This window comes from Streptomyces sp. NPDC002825, from assembly GCF_040295385.1.
Taxonomy (GTDB): Bacteria; Actinomycetota; Actinomycetes; order Streptomycetales; family Streptomycetaceae; genus Streptomyces.
This window is the reverse complement of sequence record NZ_JBEOVH010000004.1, coordinates 139,786-156,322: the sequence shown is the minus strand read 5'-3', so window position 1 is coordinate 156,322 and position 16,537 is coordinate 139,786. Positions and strand designations below refer to the sequence as shown.

Annotated in this window: 14 protein-coding genes; 3 read left to right on the top strand and 11 right to left on the bottom strand. The window is 72.1% G+C overall.

Translation table 11 applies throughout. The annotated features are described in order from the left end of the window. The first annotated feature begins 10 nt into the window (after nucleotides 1-10). Nucleotides 11-217, top strand: coding sequence for a hypothetical protein (locus ABT041_RS07435; RefSeq protein WP_351180461.1), 207 nt, complete (start codon nucleotides 11-13; stop codon nucleotides 215-217). Nucleotides 218-283: 66 nt separating this feature from the next. Continuing rightward, nucleotides 284-1,750 carry a hypothetical protein gene (locus tag ABT041_RS07430; RefSeq protein WP_351180458.1) on the top strand — a complete coding sequence of 489 codons (1,467 nt, stop codon included), beginning with the start codon at nucleotides 284-286 and terminating at the stop codon, nucleotides 1,748-1,750. A gap of 85 nt (nucleotides 1,751-1,835) precedes the next feature. Here the strand turns inward: ABT041_RS07430 and ABT041_RS07425 are convergent, their stop codons facing one another. Further along, nucleotides 1,836-2,192 (bottom strand): HesB/IscA family protein, encoded by a 357-nt coding sequence (locus tag ABT041_RS07425; RefSeq protein ID WP_018848827.1) that lies wholly within the window; start codon nucleotides 2,190-2,192, stop codon nucleotides 1,836-1,838. 247 nt (nucleotides 2,193-2,439) lie between these two features. On the opposite strand from ABT041_RS07425, the gene nadA reads away from it, so the two are divergent. Further along, complete coding sequence (gene nadA, locus ABT041_RS07420) at nucleotides 2,440-3,618, top strand: quinolinate synthase NadA (protein ID WP_225798756.1); 1,179 nt, start codon at nucleotides 2,440-2,442, stop codon at nucleotides 3,616-3,618. A gap of 96 nt (nucleotides 3,619-3,714) precedes the next feature. On the opposite strand, the gene ABT041_RS07415 is transcribed toward nadA, so the two are convergent. From ABT041_RS07415 to mshD, 10 genes are all read right to left on the bottom strand, one after another. Then, nucleotides 3,715-6,828: an efflux RND transporter permease subunit gene (locus tag ABT041_RS07415; protein WP_351180453.1), complete on the bottom strand. Its 3,114-nt coding sequence runs from the start codon at nucleotides 6,826-6,828 to the stop codon at nucleotides 3,715-3,717. A gap of 160 nt (nucleotides 6,829-6,988) precedes the next feature. After that, nucleotides 6,989-7,678, bottom strand: coding sequence for a response regulator (locus ABT041_RS07410; RefSeq protein ID WP_351180450.1), 690 nt, complete (start codon nucleotides 7,676-7,678; stop codon nucleotides 6,989-6,991). Beyond that, complete coding sequence (locus ABT041_RS07405) at nucleotides 7,675-8,919, bottom strand: sensor histidine kinase (protein WP_351180447.1); 1,245 nt, start codon at nucleotides 8,917-8,919, stop codon at nucleotides 7,675-7,677. The genes ABT041_RS07410 and ABT041_RS07405 overlap by 4 nt, the downstream gene beginning before the upstream one ends. A gap of 418 nt (nucleotides 8,920-9,337) precedes the next feature. Next, entirely contained in the window at nucleotides 9,338-9,745 is a 408-nt protein-coding gene (locus tag ABT041_RS07400) for an NUDIX hydrolase (protein ID WP_351180444.1), read from the bottom strand. After that, complete coding sequence (locus tag ABT041_RS07395) at nucleotides 9,742-10,728, bottom strand: CHAD domain-containing protein (RefSeq protein WP_351180441.1); 987 nt, start codon at nucleotides 10,726-10,728, stop codon at nucleotides 9,742-9,744. Before ABT041_RS07395 ends, ABT041_RS07400 begins: the two co-directional genes overlap by 4 nt. Next, on the bottom strand, nucleotides 10,715-12,994 hold the full coding sequence (locus ABT041_RS07390; RefSeq protein WP_351180438.1) for an RNA degradosome polyphosphate kinase: 2,280 nt from the start codon (nucleotides 12,992-12,994) through the stop codon (nucleotides 10,715-10,717). The genes ABT041_RS07395 and ABT041_RS07390 overlap by 14 nt, the downstream gene beginning before the upstream one ends. 208 nt (nucleotides 12,995-13,202) lie before the next feature. Continuing rightward, nucleotides 13,203-14,186: an ABC transporter permease gene (locus tag ABT041_RS07385; RefSeq protein WP_351180435.1), complete on the bottom strand. Its 984-nt coding sequence runs from the start codon at nucleotides 14,184-14,186 to the stop codon at nucleotides 13,203-13,205. Further along, nucleotides 14,183-15,055 carry an ABC transporter ATP-binding protein gene (locus ABT041_RS07380; protein WP_351180432.1) on the bottom strand — a complete coding sequence of 291 codons (873 nt, stop codon included), beginning with the start codon at nucleotides 15,053-15,055 and terminating at the stop codon, nucleotides 14,183-14,185. The genes ABT041_RS07385 and ABT041_RS07380 overlap by 4 nt, the downstream gene beginning before the upstream one ends. Continuing rightward, a complete protein-coding gene (locus ABT041_RS07375; protein ID WP_351181040.1) occupies nucleotides 15,052-15,435 on the bottom strand; it encodes a GntR family transcriptional regulator in 384 nt (127 codons plus the stop codon). The genes ABT041_RS07380 and ABT041_RS07375 overlap by 4 nt, the downstream gene beginning before the upstream one ends. An 89-nt stretch (nucleotides 15,436-15,524) precedes the next feature. Further along, nucleotides 15,525-16,451 carry a mycothiol synthase gene (mshD, locus tag ABT041_RS07370; protein ID WP_351180429.1) on the bottom strand — a complete coding sequence of 309 codons (927 nt, stop codon included), beginning with the start codon at nucleotides 16,449-16,451 and terminating at the stop codon, nucleotides 15,525-15,527. Nucleotides 16,452-16,537 lie beyond the last annotated feature (86 nt).

Here is a 16,537-nt window from a genome sequence, read left to right as displayed (position 1 = left end):
CGGTGCGCCCATGACCATGTACCCCGCTCCCCGAGAGCGACACGAGTCCGAGTTGAGCCTCGCCCAGCTGCGCGGGGACGGCGCTCGGATGGCCCCCCACTGGGTCACTCCGGTCTCCCCCGAACCCGTACCGGTCTCGCCGGCGGCGATCCACGGGGTGGTCGTTCCGGCGGCCTCGGCCCGGCTGATCGACGCCACCGCCGAGTACGGCGGCTGACGGACGGAACCGTCCGCCCCTCCGCTCCGTCCCATCGACGTCCGGTCGAGACGAGGGAGCTTTGCGGTGAGCGGTACGGAGAACGTACGGAGGCGACGGAACGTCCTCGCCGCCTCGGTGGCGGCGGGTGTGCTGCTCGCCGGCGGCGGTGGCGTCTATCTCGCCGTCGCGGCGACGGCGCCCGGCGAGGCGACCCCGGCCGCCGCGGCCGGCAAGGCGGGCCGGGCCGGTGACGCGATCGGGTCGCCTCCGCCGCTGCGTCTGGAGGGCGGCGACGGCGGTACGGAAGGCGGTCCCGGGATCGCCCCCGGTGAGCCCGACCCGGGCGGCGGGCCGAACGGGACGGTCTACAAAGCCAAGGGCCCCCTCCCCGATGGGCCCTCCTCGGCCGCGGTCCACCGGCCCGAGGGCCTGGTCACCTCGGCCGAGGTGACCAGGCTGGCGGAGGCGCTCGGCATCGAGGGCCGGCCCTCCCTGGTCGGGGACGTGTGGACGATCGGGCCCGGGAAGGACGCTTCGGGGCCGCGCCTCGACGTGGCCCGGAAGGCGCCCGGGAACTGGTCGTACTCCTGGTACGACGGCGGCCCGGTCGGCGACTCCTGCCTCAAGGGCAAGGAGTGCCCGCCGCCGGGAGAGGCGAAGCCCTCGCGCGGTGGTTCTCCGGTGAGCGAGGCGGCGGCGAAGGCGGCGGCCGTCCCGGTCCTCAAGGCGCTCGGCCAGGACGACGCGAAGGTGACCGCGACCCAGGTGATGAACGGTTCGGTGCGGGTGGTCAACGCCGATCCGGTGATCGGCGGCCTGCCGACCTACGGCTGGTCGACGGGGCTGCACATCGGCCCGGACGGCCGCCCGGTCGCCGGGAGCGGGATGCTCAAGGAGCCGGTGAAGGGCGCCACGTACCCGGTGATCGGGGCGGCGAAGGCGCTCGCGGAGCTGAACGAGGACTCGAAGGGCACGGGCCCGGTCGGCATCGGCGGCTGCGCGACCGACCCGCCGGCGGACGTGCAGACCGAGGGGAACGGCAAGGACGAGCCGGCCGCGCCCTGCCAGTCCATCGTGGACACGGCCCCGCCGACCGAGGTCCCGGTGACGGCCGCCGTCTTCGGCCTCGCGGCGAAGGACGTGGCGGGCGAGCGGCTGCTCGTGCCGACCTGGCTGTTCACGGCGGACCCGGTGGACGCGGCGCCGTACACGGTGACGCAGACGGCGGTGGCCCCCGAGTACCTGGCGCCGCCGGAGAAGCCCGCGCCGGACCAGGGCACGGCGCCGGTCCGGCAGATCCAGTCGTATCGCACGGCGGAGGACGGCCGGAAGCTGTCGGTCACCTTCTGGGGCGGGGTGTGCAGCACGTACACCGCGAAGGCCGTGGAGACCCCGGCGAAGGTGACCGTGCGGATCGACGAGAAGTCCGACCCCGGGCGGGCCTGCATCATGATCGCCAAGGAGATCACGCTGACCGTGACCCTGCAGAGCCCGCTGGGCGACCGCTCCGTGGTGGACGCGGCGAGCGGCCAGACCGTACCGCGCCACTGAGCACGGCCCCGGGGTGTCCCCGGGTACGCGTGAGGGCGGCGGCTCCGGGGGTTCCCGGGGCCGCCGCCCTCACGGTCGTACAGGCTTAGCTGAACGAGTCGCCGCAGGCGCAGGAGCCCGTGGCGTTCGGGTTGTCGATGGTGAAGCCCTGCTTCTCGATCGTGTCGACGAAGTCGATCGACGCGCCGCCCAGGTACGGGGCGCTCATGCGGTCGGTGACGACCTTGACGCCGTCGAAGTCCTTCACGACGTCGCCGTCGAGCGAACGCTCGTCGAAGAACAGCTGGTAACGCAGGCCGGAGCAGCCGCCGGGCTGAACGGCGACGCGCAGGGCCAGGTCGTCACGGCCTTCCTGGTCGAGGAGGGCCTTGACCTTGGCCGCGGCGGCGTCGGACAGGAGGATGCCGTCGCTGACAGTGGTCTTCTCGTCCGATACGGACATCTGCTTCTCTCCCGGTGGTGTACGGAGACTGCTTGCCGACGGTTGCAACCGACGGTGCCCCGGATTCATTCCGGGCCGAGTGGGGTCTTCCCTCTTTCATGCTCGCACACCATGTCCAGGAGCGCGGACAGCGAATTCGTCACATCGACACTATGGCCATCGTCATCCTGACGTGAAGCGGTTATGATAGATAGCGTCATTTCGACGAAAAGCGTTTCCCGAAGACCCCGAAGAAAGGGTGCGTGACGTGACCACCGCCCAGCCCCTGGATGTGCAGCCGACGCCGCTCGCCCTGCTCCTGCTCGGTCGCGAAGCCGACCCGAAGAGCGAGCGCGGTGTGGAGTGTCCCGGCGATCTGCCGTCGCCCTCCGACCCGGACCTCGTGGAGCGCGCCCGCGCCGCGAAGGAGAAGCTCGGGGACAAGGTCTTCGTGCTCGGCCACCACTACCAGCGCGACGAGGTCATCCAGTTCGCCGACGTGACCGGCGACTCCTTCAAGCTCGCGCGCGACGCCGCCGCCAAGCCGGAGGCCGAGTACATCGTCTTCTGCGGTGTCCACTTCATGGCCGAGTCGGCCGACATCCTCACCGGCGACGACCAGAAGGTCGTCCTGCCCGACCTCGCGGCCGGCTGCTCGATGGCCGACATGGCCACCGCCGAGCAGGTCGCCGAGTGCTGGGACGTGCTGACCGAGGCCGGCATCGCCGAGCAGGTCGTGCCCGTCTCGTACATGAACTCCTCGGCCGACATCAAGGCCTTCACCGGCAAGCACGGGGGCACGATCTGCACCTCGTCCAACGCCGAGCGGGCCCTGAACTGGGCCTTCGAGCAGGGCGAGAAGGTGCTGTTCCTGCCGGACCAGCACCTGGGCCGCAACACCGCCGTGCGCGACATGGGCATGTCCCTGGACGACTGCGTGGTCTACAACCCGCACAAGCCGAACGGCGGGCTCACCGTCGAGGAGCTGCGCGCCGCCAAGATGATCCTGTGGCGGGGCCACTGCTCGGTGCACGGCCGCTTCTCGCTGGACTCGGTGAACGACGTCCGCGAGCGCATCCCCGGCGTGAACGTGCTCGTCCACCCCGAGTGCAAGCACGAGGTCGTCGCCGCCGCGGACTACGTGGGCTCGACCGAGTACATCATCAACACCCTGGAGGCGGCCCCGGCCGGTTCCAAGTGGGCCATCGGCACCGAGCTGAACCTGGTCCGGCGTCTGGCGAACCGTTACGCCGACCAGGGCAAGGAGATCGTCTTCCTCGACAAGACGGTCTGCTTCTGCTCGACCATGAACCGCATCGACCTGCCGCACCTGGTGTGGACCCTGGAGTCCCTGGCCGAGGGCAACCTCGTCAACCAGATCCAGGTCGACAAGGAGACGGAGAGCTTCGCCAAGCTGGCGCTTGAGCGGATGCTGGCTCTGCCGTAACGGTTCTCCGTCACGGTTCTCCGTCGCGGTTCTCCCGTACGGACGACGGAAGGGGCGCCCCGCACTCGCGGGGCGCCCCTTCGTCATGCGTACGGATCAGGCGCCCAGGACGTCCAGGACGCTGTCCACGCCCTCCGCGAGGTCCGCCGCGGCCTTCCCGGCCTTCTTCAGCCTCCGGCGCTCCTTGCGGAGCTCCACCATCGCGTAGAGCGTCGGGACGAGCAGCAGGGTCAGCAGCGTCGAGGTGATCAGACCGCCGATCACCACCACGGCCAGCGGCTTCGCGATGAAGCCGCCCTCGCCGGTGACGCCGAGCGCCATCGGGAGCAGCGCGAAGATCGTCGCCAGGGCCGTCATCAGGATCGGGCGCAGACGGTGCCGCCCGCCCTCGATCACCGCTTCGACCACGCCCAGGCCCTGGGCCCGGTACTGGTTGATCAGGTCGATCAGGACGATCGCGTTGGTGACCACGATGCCGATCAGCATCAGCATGCCGATCATCGCCGGGACGCCCATGGGCGTGCCCGTGGCGACGAGCAGGCCGATGGCGCCGGTCGCCGCGAACGGGATGGAGACCAGCAGGATCAGCGGCTGGATCAGCGAGCGGAAGGTCGCGACCAGGAGCATGAAGACGATCGCGACGGCCGCGAGCATCGCCAGGGCCATGCTGCTCGCCGCCTCGGCCTGGTCCTCGGAGACACCGCCGATGGAGGCGGTGGCGCCGTCCGGGAGGTCGAGGCCGTCGATCTTCTTCTGCAGCGCCGCGCTGACCTCGCCGGTGTTGTCGGTGGTCGGCTTGGCCGTGATCGTCGCCGCGCGGGCGCCGTCGATCCGGGTCATGGAGACCGGTCCCGCCACCAGCTCGACGGTGGCGACGTCGCCCAGCTTCACCGGGCCGAGCGGCAGCGCCTTCAGCTCGGCCAGGGTGGTGGCCGGCTTGGCCGAGGTGATCAGGACGTCCCGCTCGGTGTCGTCGAGGGTCGCCTTGGCGGCCGGGATGCCGCGTACCGCCTGGGAGACGACCATGCCGAGGGTCGTGTCGTCGAAGCCCGCGTCGGCGGCCTTCTCGTTGGCCTTCACCGAGATCCGGGGCACCGACTGCGACAGGTCGCTCTGGACGTCGGTGACGTCCTTCAGCTCCGCCACCGCGTTCTTGACCTGCTCCGAGGCCTTCTTCAGGACCGCCGGGTCGCCGGCCTTGACGACCACGCTCAGGTCCTGGTTGCCGAAGCCGTCTCCGGCCGCGATGGAGGTGTCGCCGATGCCGTCGAGCTTCCCGAGCGCCGCGTCGATCGCGTCGCGGGTCTTCTCGTACGAGGCGGAGTCCTCCAGGGTCACCTGGAAGGAGGCCTGGTTGGAGCCGGTGCCGCCGCCGAAGGCCGCCATGAAGCCGGAGGAGCCCACGGTGACCTGGTAGTCCTTGACGCCCTCGGTGTCGGCGAGGACCTTCTCGATCTTCTTCGCGGCCTCGTCGGAGGCGCCGAGGCTGGTGCCGGGCGCCAGCTTCTGCTTGACCGTCAGGACCTGCTGCTCGCCCTGGTCGAAGAAGTTGGTCTTCAGCAGGCCGCCCATCCCGAAGGTGCCGAAGAGCACCACGAGGGCGATGACCACGCTGGTGAGGCGGCGCCGGGTCGCGAACCGCAGCACCGGCACGTACGCGCGCTGCAGCCGGCTCCGGTTCTCCTTCTCCTCGGCCAGCCTGCGGGCCTCCTCCGGGTCCTCCGGGGTGTCCTTGGGGGCGCGCAGGAACCAGTACGAGAGGACCGGCACGACCGTGAGCGAGACGAGCAGCGACGCGAGGAGCGCGGCGGTGACGGTCAGGCTGAACGAGCCGAAGAGTTCGCCGATCATGCCGCCGACCAGACCGATCGGCAGGAAGACGGCGACGGTGGTGAGCGTCGAGGAGGTGACCGCGCCGGCGACCTCCCTGACCGCGGTGATGATCGCGGCCTGGCGCTCCTCGCCGTAGCCGAGGTGCCGCTTGATGTTCTCCAGGACCACGATCGAGTCGTCGACGACCCGGCCGATGGCGATGGTGAGCGCGCCGAGCGTCAGCACGTTCAGGGACAGGTCACGGGTCCACAGCACGATGAGGGCGAGGACGACCGACAGCGGGATGGAGACCGCGGTGACCAGGGTGGAGCGCAGCGAGGCGAGGAAGACCAGGATGACGAGGACGGCCATGACGAGGCCGAGCGCGCCCTCCGTGGTGAGGCCGGAGATGGACTTGGCGACGGCCGGGCCCTGGTCGGAGACCACGGTCAGCTCGGCGCCCGCGCCGAGGTCCTTGCGCAGCTGGGGCAGCTTGTCCTGGACGGCGTCGGAGATGGCGACGGCGCTGCCGTCCTTGTCCATGGTGGCCATCACGGCGAGGCTGGGCTTGCCGTCGGTGCGGGTGATGGAGACGCGGCGCGACTCCTCCTGCTTGACCGTGGCGACGTCGCCGAGACGGACCGCCCTGCCCTTCTCGGGCTTGATCCGCAGGTCCTCGATCTGCCGGAGCGAGGTGTAGCCGCCGCCGACCTGGACGGTGCGGCTCTTGCCGGCCTCCGAGAAGGCGCCGGCGGGCATGGTGCCGCCGCCGTTCCTGATCGCCTCGGAGAGCTTCATCGGGCTCAGGCCGGCCGCCGCGAGCTTGCGGTCGTCGGGCGTGACGGAGACCTGGAGGTCCTGCACGCCGTCGACGGTGACCTGGGCGACGCCGTCGATGTCCTCGAGGACCGGGACGACGGTCTTCTCCAGCTGGTCGGCGAGGGCCTGCTGGTCCTTGTCGGAGGTGACGGCGAGGACGACGGTGGGGATGTCGTCGGTGGAGCCGGCCACCACCTGCGGGTCGACCGAGTCGGGCAGCGTGGCCCGGGCCCGGTTCACGGCCTGCTGGACGTCGGCGACGAGCTGCTTGGTCCCCTCGTCCCCGTAGTCGAAGCTGGCCATGATGACGGCGCTGCCCTCGGAGGCGGTGGACGTGATGCCCTTGATGCCGTCGACGGCCTTGAGGTTGTTCTCGATCGGCTGGACGACCTGCTTCTCGACCACGTCGGGCGAGGCGCCCTGGTACGGGGCGAGGATCGAGACCATCGGGAGCTCGATCGAGGGGAACAGCTGCTGCTTCAGCTGCGGGATCGCGATGACTCCGAAGAGGAGCGCGACAAGGGACATCAGCCCGATCAGGGCCCGTTGCGCGAGGCTGAATCTGGACAGCCAGGACATGGGGACTCTCTTCTGTGGCGTACTCGGCGGCCGGACACCCTCAGGGGTCCCCAGGGGTGTCCGCTTATACGATCAGCCACGGGAAGGGCCCGATCCTCGGCCCCGGGGCCCAATTCCTTATGCCGCGCATACCGCGTCTGGAGTACGCCCGCCCCCGGGGTCACTCCACCCTTGGGCGTACGAGCCCCGACTCGTAGGCCGTGACCACCAGCTGCGCCCGGTCGCGGGCGCCGAGCTTGGCCATGGTCCGGTTGACATGCGTCTTCACGGTGAGCGGGCTGACGTCGAGCCGCTCGGCGATCTCGTCGTTGGAGAGTCCGCCCGCGACGAGGACGAGGACCTCCCGCTCCCGGGCGGTCAGCGCGGCGAGCCGCTCGGAGCGCGCCCCGGCGCCCTCGCCGACGGGCTCCGCGCCGGGACCCTGCGCGAGGAAGGTGGCGATCAGGCCCTTGGTGGCGGCCGGGGAGAGCAGCGCCTCCCCGGCGTGCGCGATACGGATCGCGCCGAGGAGCTCCTCCGGTTCCGCGCCCTTGCCGAGGAAGCCGGAGGCGCCGGCGCGCAGCGACTGCACGACGTACTCGTCGACCTCGAAGGTGGTCAGCATGACGATGCGTACGTCGGCGAGTTCGGGATCGGCGGTGATCATCCGGGTGGCGGCGAGACCGTCGGTGCCCGGCATCCGGATGTCCATGAGGACGACGTCGGGCCGGGTGGCCCGGGCGAGCGTGACCGCCTCGGCGCCGTCGGGAGCCTCCCCGACGACCTCCATGTCGGGCTCGGAGTCGACCAGGACCTTGAAGGCGCTGCGGAGCAGGGCCTGGTCGTCGGCGAGCAGTACCCGGATCGTCATGTGCGGTCCTCCCCCGTGCGGCACGTCACCGGCAGTATCGCCTGGACGCGGAAGCCGCCGCCGTAGCGGGGGGCGGCGGTGAGGGTGCCGCCGAGCGCGCCGACCCGCTCCCGCATGCCGAGCAGTCCGTGGCCGCCGACCGGGGGCTGCTCGACGGCCTGGGGCGGGACGGTCCTGGGCGTGCCGTTGTCGAGGACGGTGATCTCGACCGTACGGCCCACCCGGACGATGCTCACCTCGGCCTTCGCTTCCGGTCCCGCGTGCTTGCGGACGTTCGTCAGTGCCTCCTGCACGATCCGGTACGCGGCGAGGTCGACGGTCGCGGGCAGCGTCAGGCCCTCGTCGGCGCGGGCCAGGGCGACCGGGAGGCCGGCCTTGCGGAAGCTGTCGAGCAGCCCGTCGAGGACGGCGAGGCCGGGTGCGGGCTCGGTGGGGGCCTCCGGGTCGCCGGACTGGCGCAGCAGGCCGACGGTGGCGCGCAGCTCGTCCAGGGCGGAACGGCTGGCCTCGCGGACGTGCGCGAGGGCCTCCTTCGCCTGGTCGGGGCGCTTGTCCATGACGTGGGCGGCGACGCCGGCCTGCACGTTCACCAGGGCGATGTGGTGGGCGACGACGTCGTGGAGGTCGCGGGCGATCCGCAGCCGCTCCTCGGCGACCCGGCGCCCCGCCTCCTCCTCACGGGTCCGCTCGGCGCGCTCGGCGCGCTCCCGGATCGCGTCGACGAAGGCCCGGCGGCTGCGGACGGCGTCCCCGGCGGCCGCGGCCATGCCGGTCCAGGCGAAGACGCCGAGGTTCTCCTGCGCGTACCAGTGGGTCGGCCCGAAGATCATGGCCGCGGCGGTCAGCACCGCCATCGTGACGAGGCCGACCCGCCAGGTGGTGGGGCGGTCGGTGCGGGAGGCGACCGTGTAGAGCGCGACGACCGCGCTCATCGCGATGGGGGCGGGGCGGCTGTCGTTGACCAGCTCGAAGAGGCTGATGGTGACGGTGAACGCGAGCACCGCGAAGGGGTTGCGGCGACGCATCACCAGTGCGGCCGCCCCCGTGATCATGATCAGCACGCTCCACGCGTCGGGGCGGTGATCCCCGAACGTCGGCCCGTCCGGGCTGCCGTGCGGGTCGGTGAAGGACCCGGCGACCATGGCGACGAGCGCGCCGGCGGCGATGACCGCGTCGAAGGCGAGCGGGTGCGCGCGGAACCAGTCGCGGAGACGGGCGGTGGCGGGGCCGGTGGGGGTCACGGGAGACAACGGTACGGCCCCGTTGCGGGCGGGCGTCCCGCGCTGTGGGCATGCGCCCCGCGGGGGCAGTGCCCACCCGCGTTGTGGGCATGCGTTCCGCCGGGGTGGTACCCCCCCCCGTTGTGGGCATGCGTTCCGCCGGGGCGATGGGGGTCCCCCCTGCTCGAGCGAAGCCGAGAGCTTGGGGGAGGGTGGGCACAACGGACGGCGCCCTTGCCGGCGCCAGAGGCTTACGCGCCCTGACCCGCATCACGTTGTGCGCCGCCGCTCGGGGCGCGGGTCCAGGCGCGGAACGCGGAGGCGCCGCTGAGGGCGCCGTCCCGTGTGCCCACCCGTCCCGCCCTGCGGGACGGATTGCCCACACGGGCAGCGGGGCGCCGCCCACACGGGGCGTGGGCACCGCCCGCGCGGGCGTGGGTCAGTGGTGGGTGGTGGGGACTGCCATGTCCAGGAGGGTGCGGTCTCTCGGTTGGGTGAGGCGGTGGCGGGCCGCGGCCGGGGGGAGCCACACGAGGGCGTCGATCTCGCGCGTGGGGACGAAGCCGCCGTCCAGCGCCCGGGCCGCCCAGTACTCGACCTCCTTGGGCCGGCCGTCCACCGTGTAGTGGACCGTCGGCAGGCGGGGGCCCAGTTCGCAGCGGCGGCCCGTCTCCTCCAGGACCTCGCGCACCGCGCACGCCTCCGCCGTCTCGCCGCGCTTCCGCTTGCCCTTGGGGTGCGACCAGTCGTCCCACTTCGGACGGTGGACCAGGGCGATCTCGATGCCCTGGCCGGAATTCGCCGGGCGCCACAGGACGCAGCCCGCCGCGAGGATCGACGTGGTCATGGGACCGGGGCCGTCGTGCGGTGCCACGCGTGCTGGAAGGCGAAGCGGGCCGCCTCCACCTCGTGGCGCTGGTCGGCATGGAGGACGCCCAGGGCGTAGGCCGTCGCCGGGGCGATTCGGGGGGTACGGGCGGCGGCGGCCGCCGCGGAAGCCGCCTCCGCCGCGTCGCGGTGCGCGTCCAGCGCCCTGGCCGCCTCGTACAGGACCGGGTCGGGTTCGCCGCCCGTGTGCAGGGCCTCCGTGGCGTACCGGTGCAGCCGCAGCAGGAGTCGCGTCTGGTGCCAGGGCGCGTCCTGGCTCTCGGCGGCGGCGAGCGCGAGGGCGTCCGCGTTGTACGGGTGGGCGGCCCGCGTCAGGGGCAGCGCCGCCACCGCGTCGAGCAGGCGCCGCTCGGCGAGCTCGGCGGGGGCGTCGATGACCTCGACGGCCGGGGCCGCGCCCGCGGGACCGAGCGGCACCTCGGAGGCGAGCAGGGCGACGGCGTCCGCGACCGCGTGGAAGCGGGCGGAGCCGAGCGCCTGGAGGGAGGCCGAGTGGGCGCGCGTACGGGCCAGGGTCAGCTGGCGTTCGAGGAGGGCGCCCGCCCGGGCCGCGCCGACCGTCAGGCCCGTACTCTCCGCACCGCGCGCCGCCGGCACCGGGCCCCCGCCGCTCGACAGGCGGGACAGGGCGTCCACCAGGCGGACGAGCCGGGACGTACAGGCCTGCTCCAGGGCCAGGGTCCCCGAGAGCCAGGCGAGCTCCGTGCGCAGCTGGTCGGCCCAGGCCGAGTCGAGCAGCGGCCGGAAGGTGTGGAGGGTGCCGCCGATCCGGCGGGCCGCGCCCCGCAGCGTACGGGCGGCCTCCTCCGCCCCGGCCGTGTCGGAGCCGCTCTCGCGGTGCAGCCGCAGGCCGCGGAGGAAGTCCGCGGCCCGGGCGTGCAGGTAGGGGGCGAGGACCTCGCCCGCCGTGACGTCCTGCGAGGAGTGGTCAGGGTTGTGCACGCCGGCGCCTCCGCGCGTCGATGAGCATCTCCTGGACGTGCCGCAGGGGCCGGCCCTCGGGGTCGGTCGCGTGCCGCGTCCAGTTCCCGTCGGGGCCGAGGTGCCAGGAGGAGGTGGTGTCGGACATCCCGGTCTCCAGGAGCCGGGTGAGCGCTGCCCGGTGCGCCGGGTCGGAGACCCGTACGAGGGCCTCGATCCGGCGGTCCAGGTTGCGGTGCATCATGTCGGCGCTGCCGAGCCAGACCTCGGGTTCGCCGCCGTTGCCGAAGGCGAAGACCCGGGAGTGCTCCAGGAAGCGGCCGAGGATCGAGCGGACCCGGATGTTCTCCGAGAGGCCGGTGACGCCGGGGCGTACGGCGCAGATGCCGCGGACCCAGATGTCGACCGGGACGCCCGCCCGCGAGGCCTGGTAGCAGGCGTCGATGACCGCTTCGTCGACCATCGAGTTGACCTTGATGCGGACGTACGCGGGCCGCCCGGCCTTGTGGTGCGCGATCTCCTTGGTGATCCGGGAGACCAGGCCGTCGCGCAGTGACTTCGGTGCCGTGAGCAGGCGCCGGTACGTCTCGCGGCGGGAGTAGCCGGAGAGCCGGTTGAACAGGTCGGAGAGGTCCGCGCCGACCTGCGGGTCGGCGGTGAGCAGGCCCAGGTCCTCGTAGAGCCGGGCGGTCTTCGGGTGGTAGTTGCCGGTGCCGACGTGCGAGTACCGGCGGAGCAGCTCGCCCTCCTGCCGTACGACCAGGGAGAGCTTGCAGTGGGTCTTGAGGCCCACCAGGCCGTACACGACGTGGCAGCCGGCCTCCTCCAGCTTCCGCGCCCACTTGATGTTGGCCTGCTCGTCGAAGCGGGCCTTGATCTCGACGAGGACGAGGACCTGCTTGCCGGACTCGGCGGCGTCGATGAGGGCGTCGACTATGGGGGAGTCGCCGGAGGTCCGGTACAGCGTCTGCTTGATCGCGAGGACGTCCGGGTCGGCCGCCGCCTGCTCCAGGAAGGCCTGGACGGAGGTGGAGAAGGAGTCGTACGGGTGGTGCAGGAGCACGTCCCGCTCGCGCAGCGCCGCGAAGATGTCGGGCGCGGACGCCGACTCGACCTCGGCGAGGTCGCGGTGGGTGCCGGCGACGAACTTCGGGTACTTCAGCTCGGGCCGGTCCTGCCCGGCGATCCCGAAGAGCCCGGTGAGGTCGAGCGGGCCGGGCAGCGGGTAGACCTCGGCGTCGGAGATCTTCAGCTCGCGGACCAGCAGGTCGAGGACGTACGGGTCGATGGACTCCTCGACCTCCAGGCGCACCGGGGGCCCGAAGCGGCGCCGCATGAGCTCCTTCTCCAGGGCCTGGAGCAGGTTCTCCGCGTCGTCCTCCTCGACCTCCAGGTCCTCGTTCCTGGTCACCCGGAACATGTGGTGCGCCAGCACCTCCATGCCGGGGAACAGCTCCTCCAGGTGCGCCGCGATCACGTCCTCCAGGGGGACGTACCGCTGCGGGGAGGCCTCCAGGAAGCGGGAGAGCAGCGGCGGCACCTTGACGCGCGCGAAGTGGCGGTGGCCGCTGACCGGGTTGCGTACGACCACGGCGAGGTTGAGGCTCAGGCCGGAGATGTACGGGAAGGGGTGCGCCGGGTCCACGGCCAGCGGCGTGAGGACCGGGAAGATCTGCTGCCGGAAGAGGGTGAAGAGCCGGGCCTGCTCCTTCTCGGTGAGCTCGGGCCAGCGGATCAGGTGGATGCCCTCGTCGGCGAGGGCCGGGGCGACGTCCTGCTGGTAGCAGGCGGCGTGCCGGGCCATGAGCTCGCGCGAGCGCGTCCAGATCAGGTCGAGGACCTCGCGGGGCTGGAGGCCGGAGGCGGAGCGGGTGGCGACGCCGGTGGCGATGCGGCGCTTGAGGCCGGCGACCCGGACCATGAAGAACTCGTCGAGGTTCGAGGCGAAGATCGCGAGGAAGTTCGCCCGTTCGAGGAGGGGGGTCGTGGGGTCCTCGGCGAGTTCGAGGACGCGCTCGTTGAAGGCGAGCCAGCTGCGCTCACGGTCGAGGAAACGCCCCTGCGGCAGCTCGTCGCCGAGCGCGCCGTCGTCCTGGTAGGTGTCGGGATCCGCGTCGAGGTCGGGGTCGATGTCGGTGACGACGGCCCCGTTCACCACGTGCGCGCGGCGTGCGGTTATGGAACCGAAGGGGGACGCGGCGGAGGGCGCTCCGGACGCCTTTGCGTTCGACGGGGCGGACGGCGTGGCGGAGGACTGGACCGGGACCTCGGCGGGCTGCTGGCTCATGGCCCCATTCTTCCGCGCGAAGGGGTGGTCGGGCGCGTCGGAGCGGGCCGTGGGGGAGGGAAGTCTCCCTTTGGGGAGAGCGGACACGGAGCGCTTCATTGCGTGAGCGTCGCAAGCGCGTCTGAATGGCCGGTAACGACGACATGTCGTACGGGAATCGGTGGCGGGGCCCTTGTCGGGCCCCGCCACCGGGGGTTTCCGGGGGGTCCTAGGGGTGCCGGGCGCGCAGGACGCGGAAGGCGGCGAAGGCCGCGAGGGCGGCGAGGGCGAGGAGGATGCCGGTCTCGATGAGCTGGGTGGGCCAGTAATGGGACCCGGGGTGGTAGTCGGTGTACTGGCCGGTGACGTGGTGCCGGGTGAGGCAGCGGTCGAACAGGTTCATGCCGCCGTCCTCCATGCCGTCCAGGCCGGGGGTCCTGTCCACCTCGTCCCAGCAGATGTTCTGGTCGAAGCGGGCGCCGGTGGAGGTGAGCAGTCCGGTGTCCATCACCAGGCCGTTCTCCGGTGTCCACAGCGTGGGGCCGGCCGGTCCGGTGATCGTCTTCACCGGCAGGAAGTCCCAGCGGAACGAGCCGAGGACGAAGACGACCACGCCCATGACCAGACCGGTGACGGACATGGCGAGGAGGGTGCGGCGGATCAGCTGGCCGACGAGCGCGCCGACGGCGACGGCGGCGAGCAGGTACGCGAAGAGGACGATGCCGGTCGCCTCGTACGGGCCGCGGTCGGCCCAGGTGAGGTTCCAGCTGCCGCCGACGCGGCTCCAGCCGATCCGGTAGACGCCCAGGAGGGCGATCAGGGTGAGGACGGCGGCGGCGGTCGTGGAGAGGAGCTTGGCGCGGAGCCAGGCCGCCGGCGTCACCGACTGGGTGAGGGAGAGCTTGTACGTCCCCGACTCGAACTCGCGGGCGACGAGCGGGCCCGCGACGAAGACGCCGGCGAGCAGCGGCAGCAGGAGCAGGTACACGCCGCCGTACTCGACGGCGAGGCGCAGCACCTCGTAGCCGCGGTTGTCGTCGGCGAAGTACCGCGTGCCGTCCTCGTAGTACCGGTCGGGGGTCTGCGCGTCCCAGATCCGCAGCCCGCCGATCACCGCCAGCGACACGACCACGGCCGCGGCCGCCAGCCACAGCGTCCGGCGGTACTGGCGGACCGTCACCCAGTAGGCGCCCTTCAGGGCGATGTCGCTCATGCCGGGGCTCCTTCGGTGGTGACTTCCGGGGTGACTTCGGTGGTGACTTCGGTGGTGCGGAGGTGGGCCAGGAGCAGGTCCTCCAGGGAGGGTTCCGTGGTGTCCCACGGGCCTTCGACGGGGCCCTGGTGGCGCACCAGCGCGGTGAGCTGGCGGCCCGTCGTGCGGGACTCGACGACCGTGTGCGGGGCGAGGTCGGCGATGGGGCCGGTGAGCAGGGTGTGGGCGGAGAGGAGTTCCTCGACGGAGCCGTCGAGGCGGACCCTGCCGCCGTGGAGCAGGAGGAGGTGGTCGCAGGCGCCCTCCAGCTCGGTGAGGATGTGCGAGGACATGACGACGGTGGCGCCGTGTTCGGCGGCCTCGGCCATGAGCAGGCCCATCAGCTGGTGGCGGGCGAGCGGGTCGAGATCGGCCATCGGCTCGTCGAGGAGCAGCAGTTCGGGCCGCTTGCCGAGGGCGAGCGCGAGGGCGACGCGGGTGCGCTGGCCGCCGGAGAGTTCGCGTACGAGCGCGCGGGGATCGAGCTGGTCGGCGATCACTCGCGCGGCGACGGCCTCGTCCCAGCGGCCCGGGTTGAGCTCGCGGCCCATGCGGAGGGTGTCGGCGACGCTGAGCCGGGGGTGGAGCGGCTTGTCCTGGGCGACGTAGGCGAGGTGCTCGCGGGCCGGGGCCTGGATCGTGCCCTCGGTGGGGCGGAGCAGGCCGGCGGCGAGGGCGAGGAGGGTGGACTTGCCGGCGCCGTTGGGGCCGACGAGGGCGCAGATCCGGCCGGCGGGGACGGCGAAGTCGCATCCCCGCAGGGCCCATCCCCCGCGGCGCCGTCGGTAGTGCATGCCGAGGCCCCTGGCCTCGATGACCGGGTCGGTCATTCGTCCCCCTCGAAGTGTTCCTTCAGTACGGATGTGAAGAGCGCGGCCACGTCCTCCCGCTCCAGTCCCTCGGCGCGTGCCCGGCGGGCCCAGTCGGCGAGTTCGCCGCGCAGCGGCGAGTCGGCGGGGCCGGTGCCGAGGGTGGCGCGGACGAAGGTGCCGAGGCCGCGGCGGGCCTCGACGAGGCCCTCGCGTTCGAGCTCGCGGTAGGCCTTGAGGACCGTGTTGGGGTTGATGGCCGTCGCTTCGACGACCTCGCGTGCGGTGGGCAGTCGGTCGCCGGGCTCCAGGAGGCCCATCCGGAGGGCCTGTTTCGTCTGCTGGACGATCTGGAGGTAGGTGGCGACGCCACTGCGCCGGTCGATGCGGTACTCGACCACGATCGCTTCCACCACCCTTTCACTAATCAAGTAGTGAAAGGGTGGTGGAAAGAAGGGGGCGGTGTCAACCGCCCCCTTCCCGGAAGGACTTAGGACTCCGTGCGGTACATCAGGTCCACCTCGTGCGTCGTGAACCCCATCCCCTCGTAGACCCGCACCGCCGCCGTGTTGTCCGCGTCCACGTACAGCATCGCCGTCGGCAGGCCCTGCGCCGCCAGGTGCCGCAGACCGATCGCCGTCAGCGCCTTGCCGAGGCCGCCGCCCTGGGCCTCCGGCAGGATGCCCACCACGTACACCTCGCCGAGCTGCTCCTCGGCGTGCGTCTTCGTCCAGTGGAAGCCGATCACCTTCCCGTCCTTCTCCGCGAGGAAGAAGCCCTTCGGGTCGAACCACGGCTCGGCCATCCGGTCGTCCAGGTCCCGCTGGGTGAGCGAGCCCTGCTCCGGGTGGTGCGCGAACGCGGCGGCGTTGACGGCGAGCCAGGCCGCGTCGTCGACGCCGGGCGTGAAGGTCCGTACGGTGACGCCCTCCGGCAGCACCGGCTCCGGAATGTCCAGCGGCACCAGGGGCCGGCGCAGCTGGCGCAGCTCGCGGAAGAGCGTCAGACCGAGGACCTGGGCGAGGTGCCGGGCCGCCGACTTGCCGCCGTGCGCCCAGACGCGCAGCCGCTTGCCGGAGGCCGTCAGCAGGGCGGTGCCGAGCGCCCGGCCGTGGCCGCGGCCCCGGTGGGAGGGGTGGACGACCAGCTCGGCGGCCGGGGCCTCGATCGGATCGGTCTCCTCCAGCTGCGCGTAGCCGTAGAGGCGGGAGCCGACGGTGAGAAGGAAGTGGCGCACGCCCTCGCGCCGGCCGTGCCGCAGGTACAGCCGCCCCTGCTCGGACACGGCATGCAGGCCGTCGGCGTGGTCGGCGGCCTCGAGCAGCTCCAGTACGTCCTGGATCTGCTCGGGCGTGAGCTCGTCATACGTGTGGATCTGCCGTCCCGGTTCGAGGGCCGGCGCCGTGTCGGAAGTCATGGTTACGAGCCTACGGCGACACTCCGTCAGTCAAGGGCAACTGTCTTGTAACCCACTCCCCCCTGTTGCGCTACGCGCGTTGACTC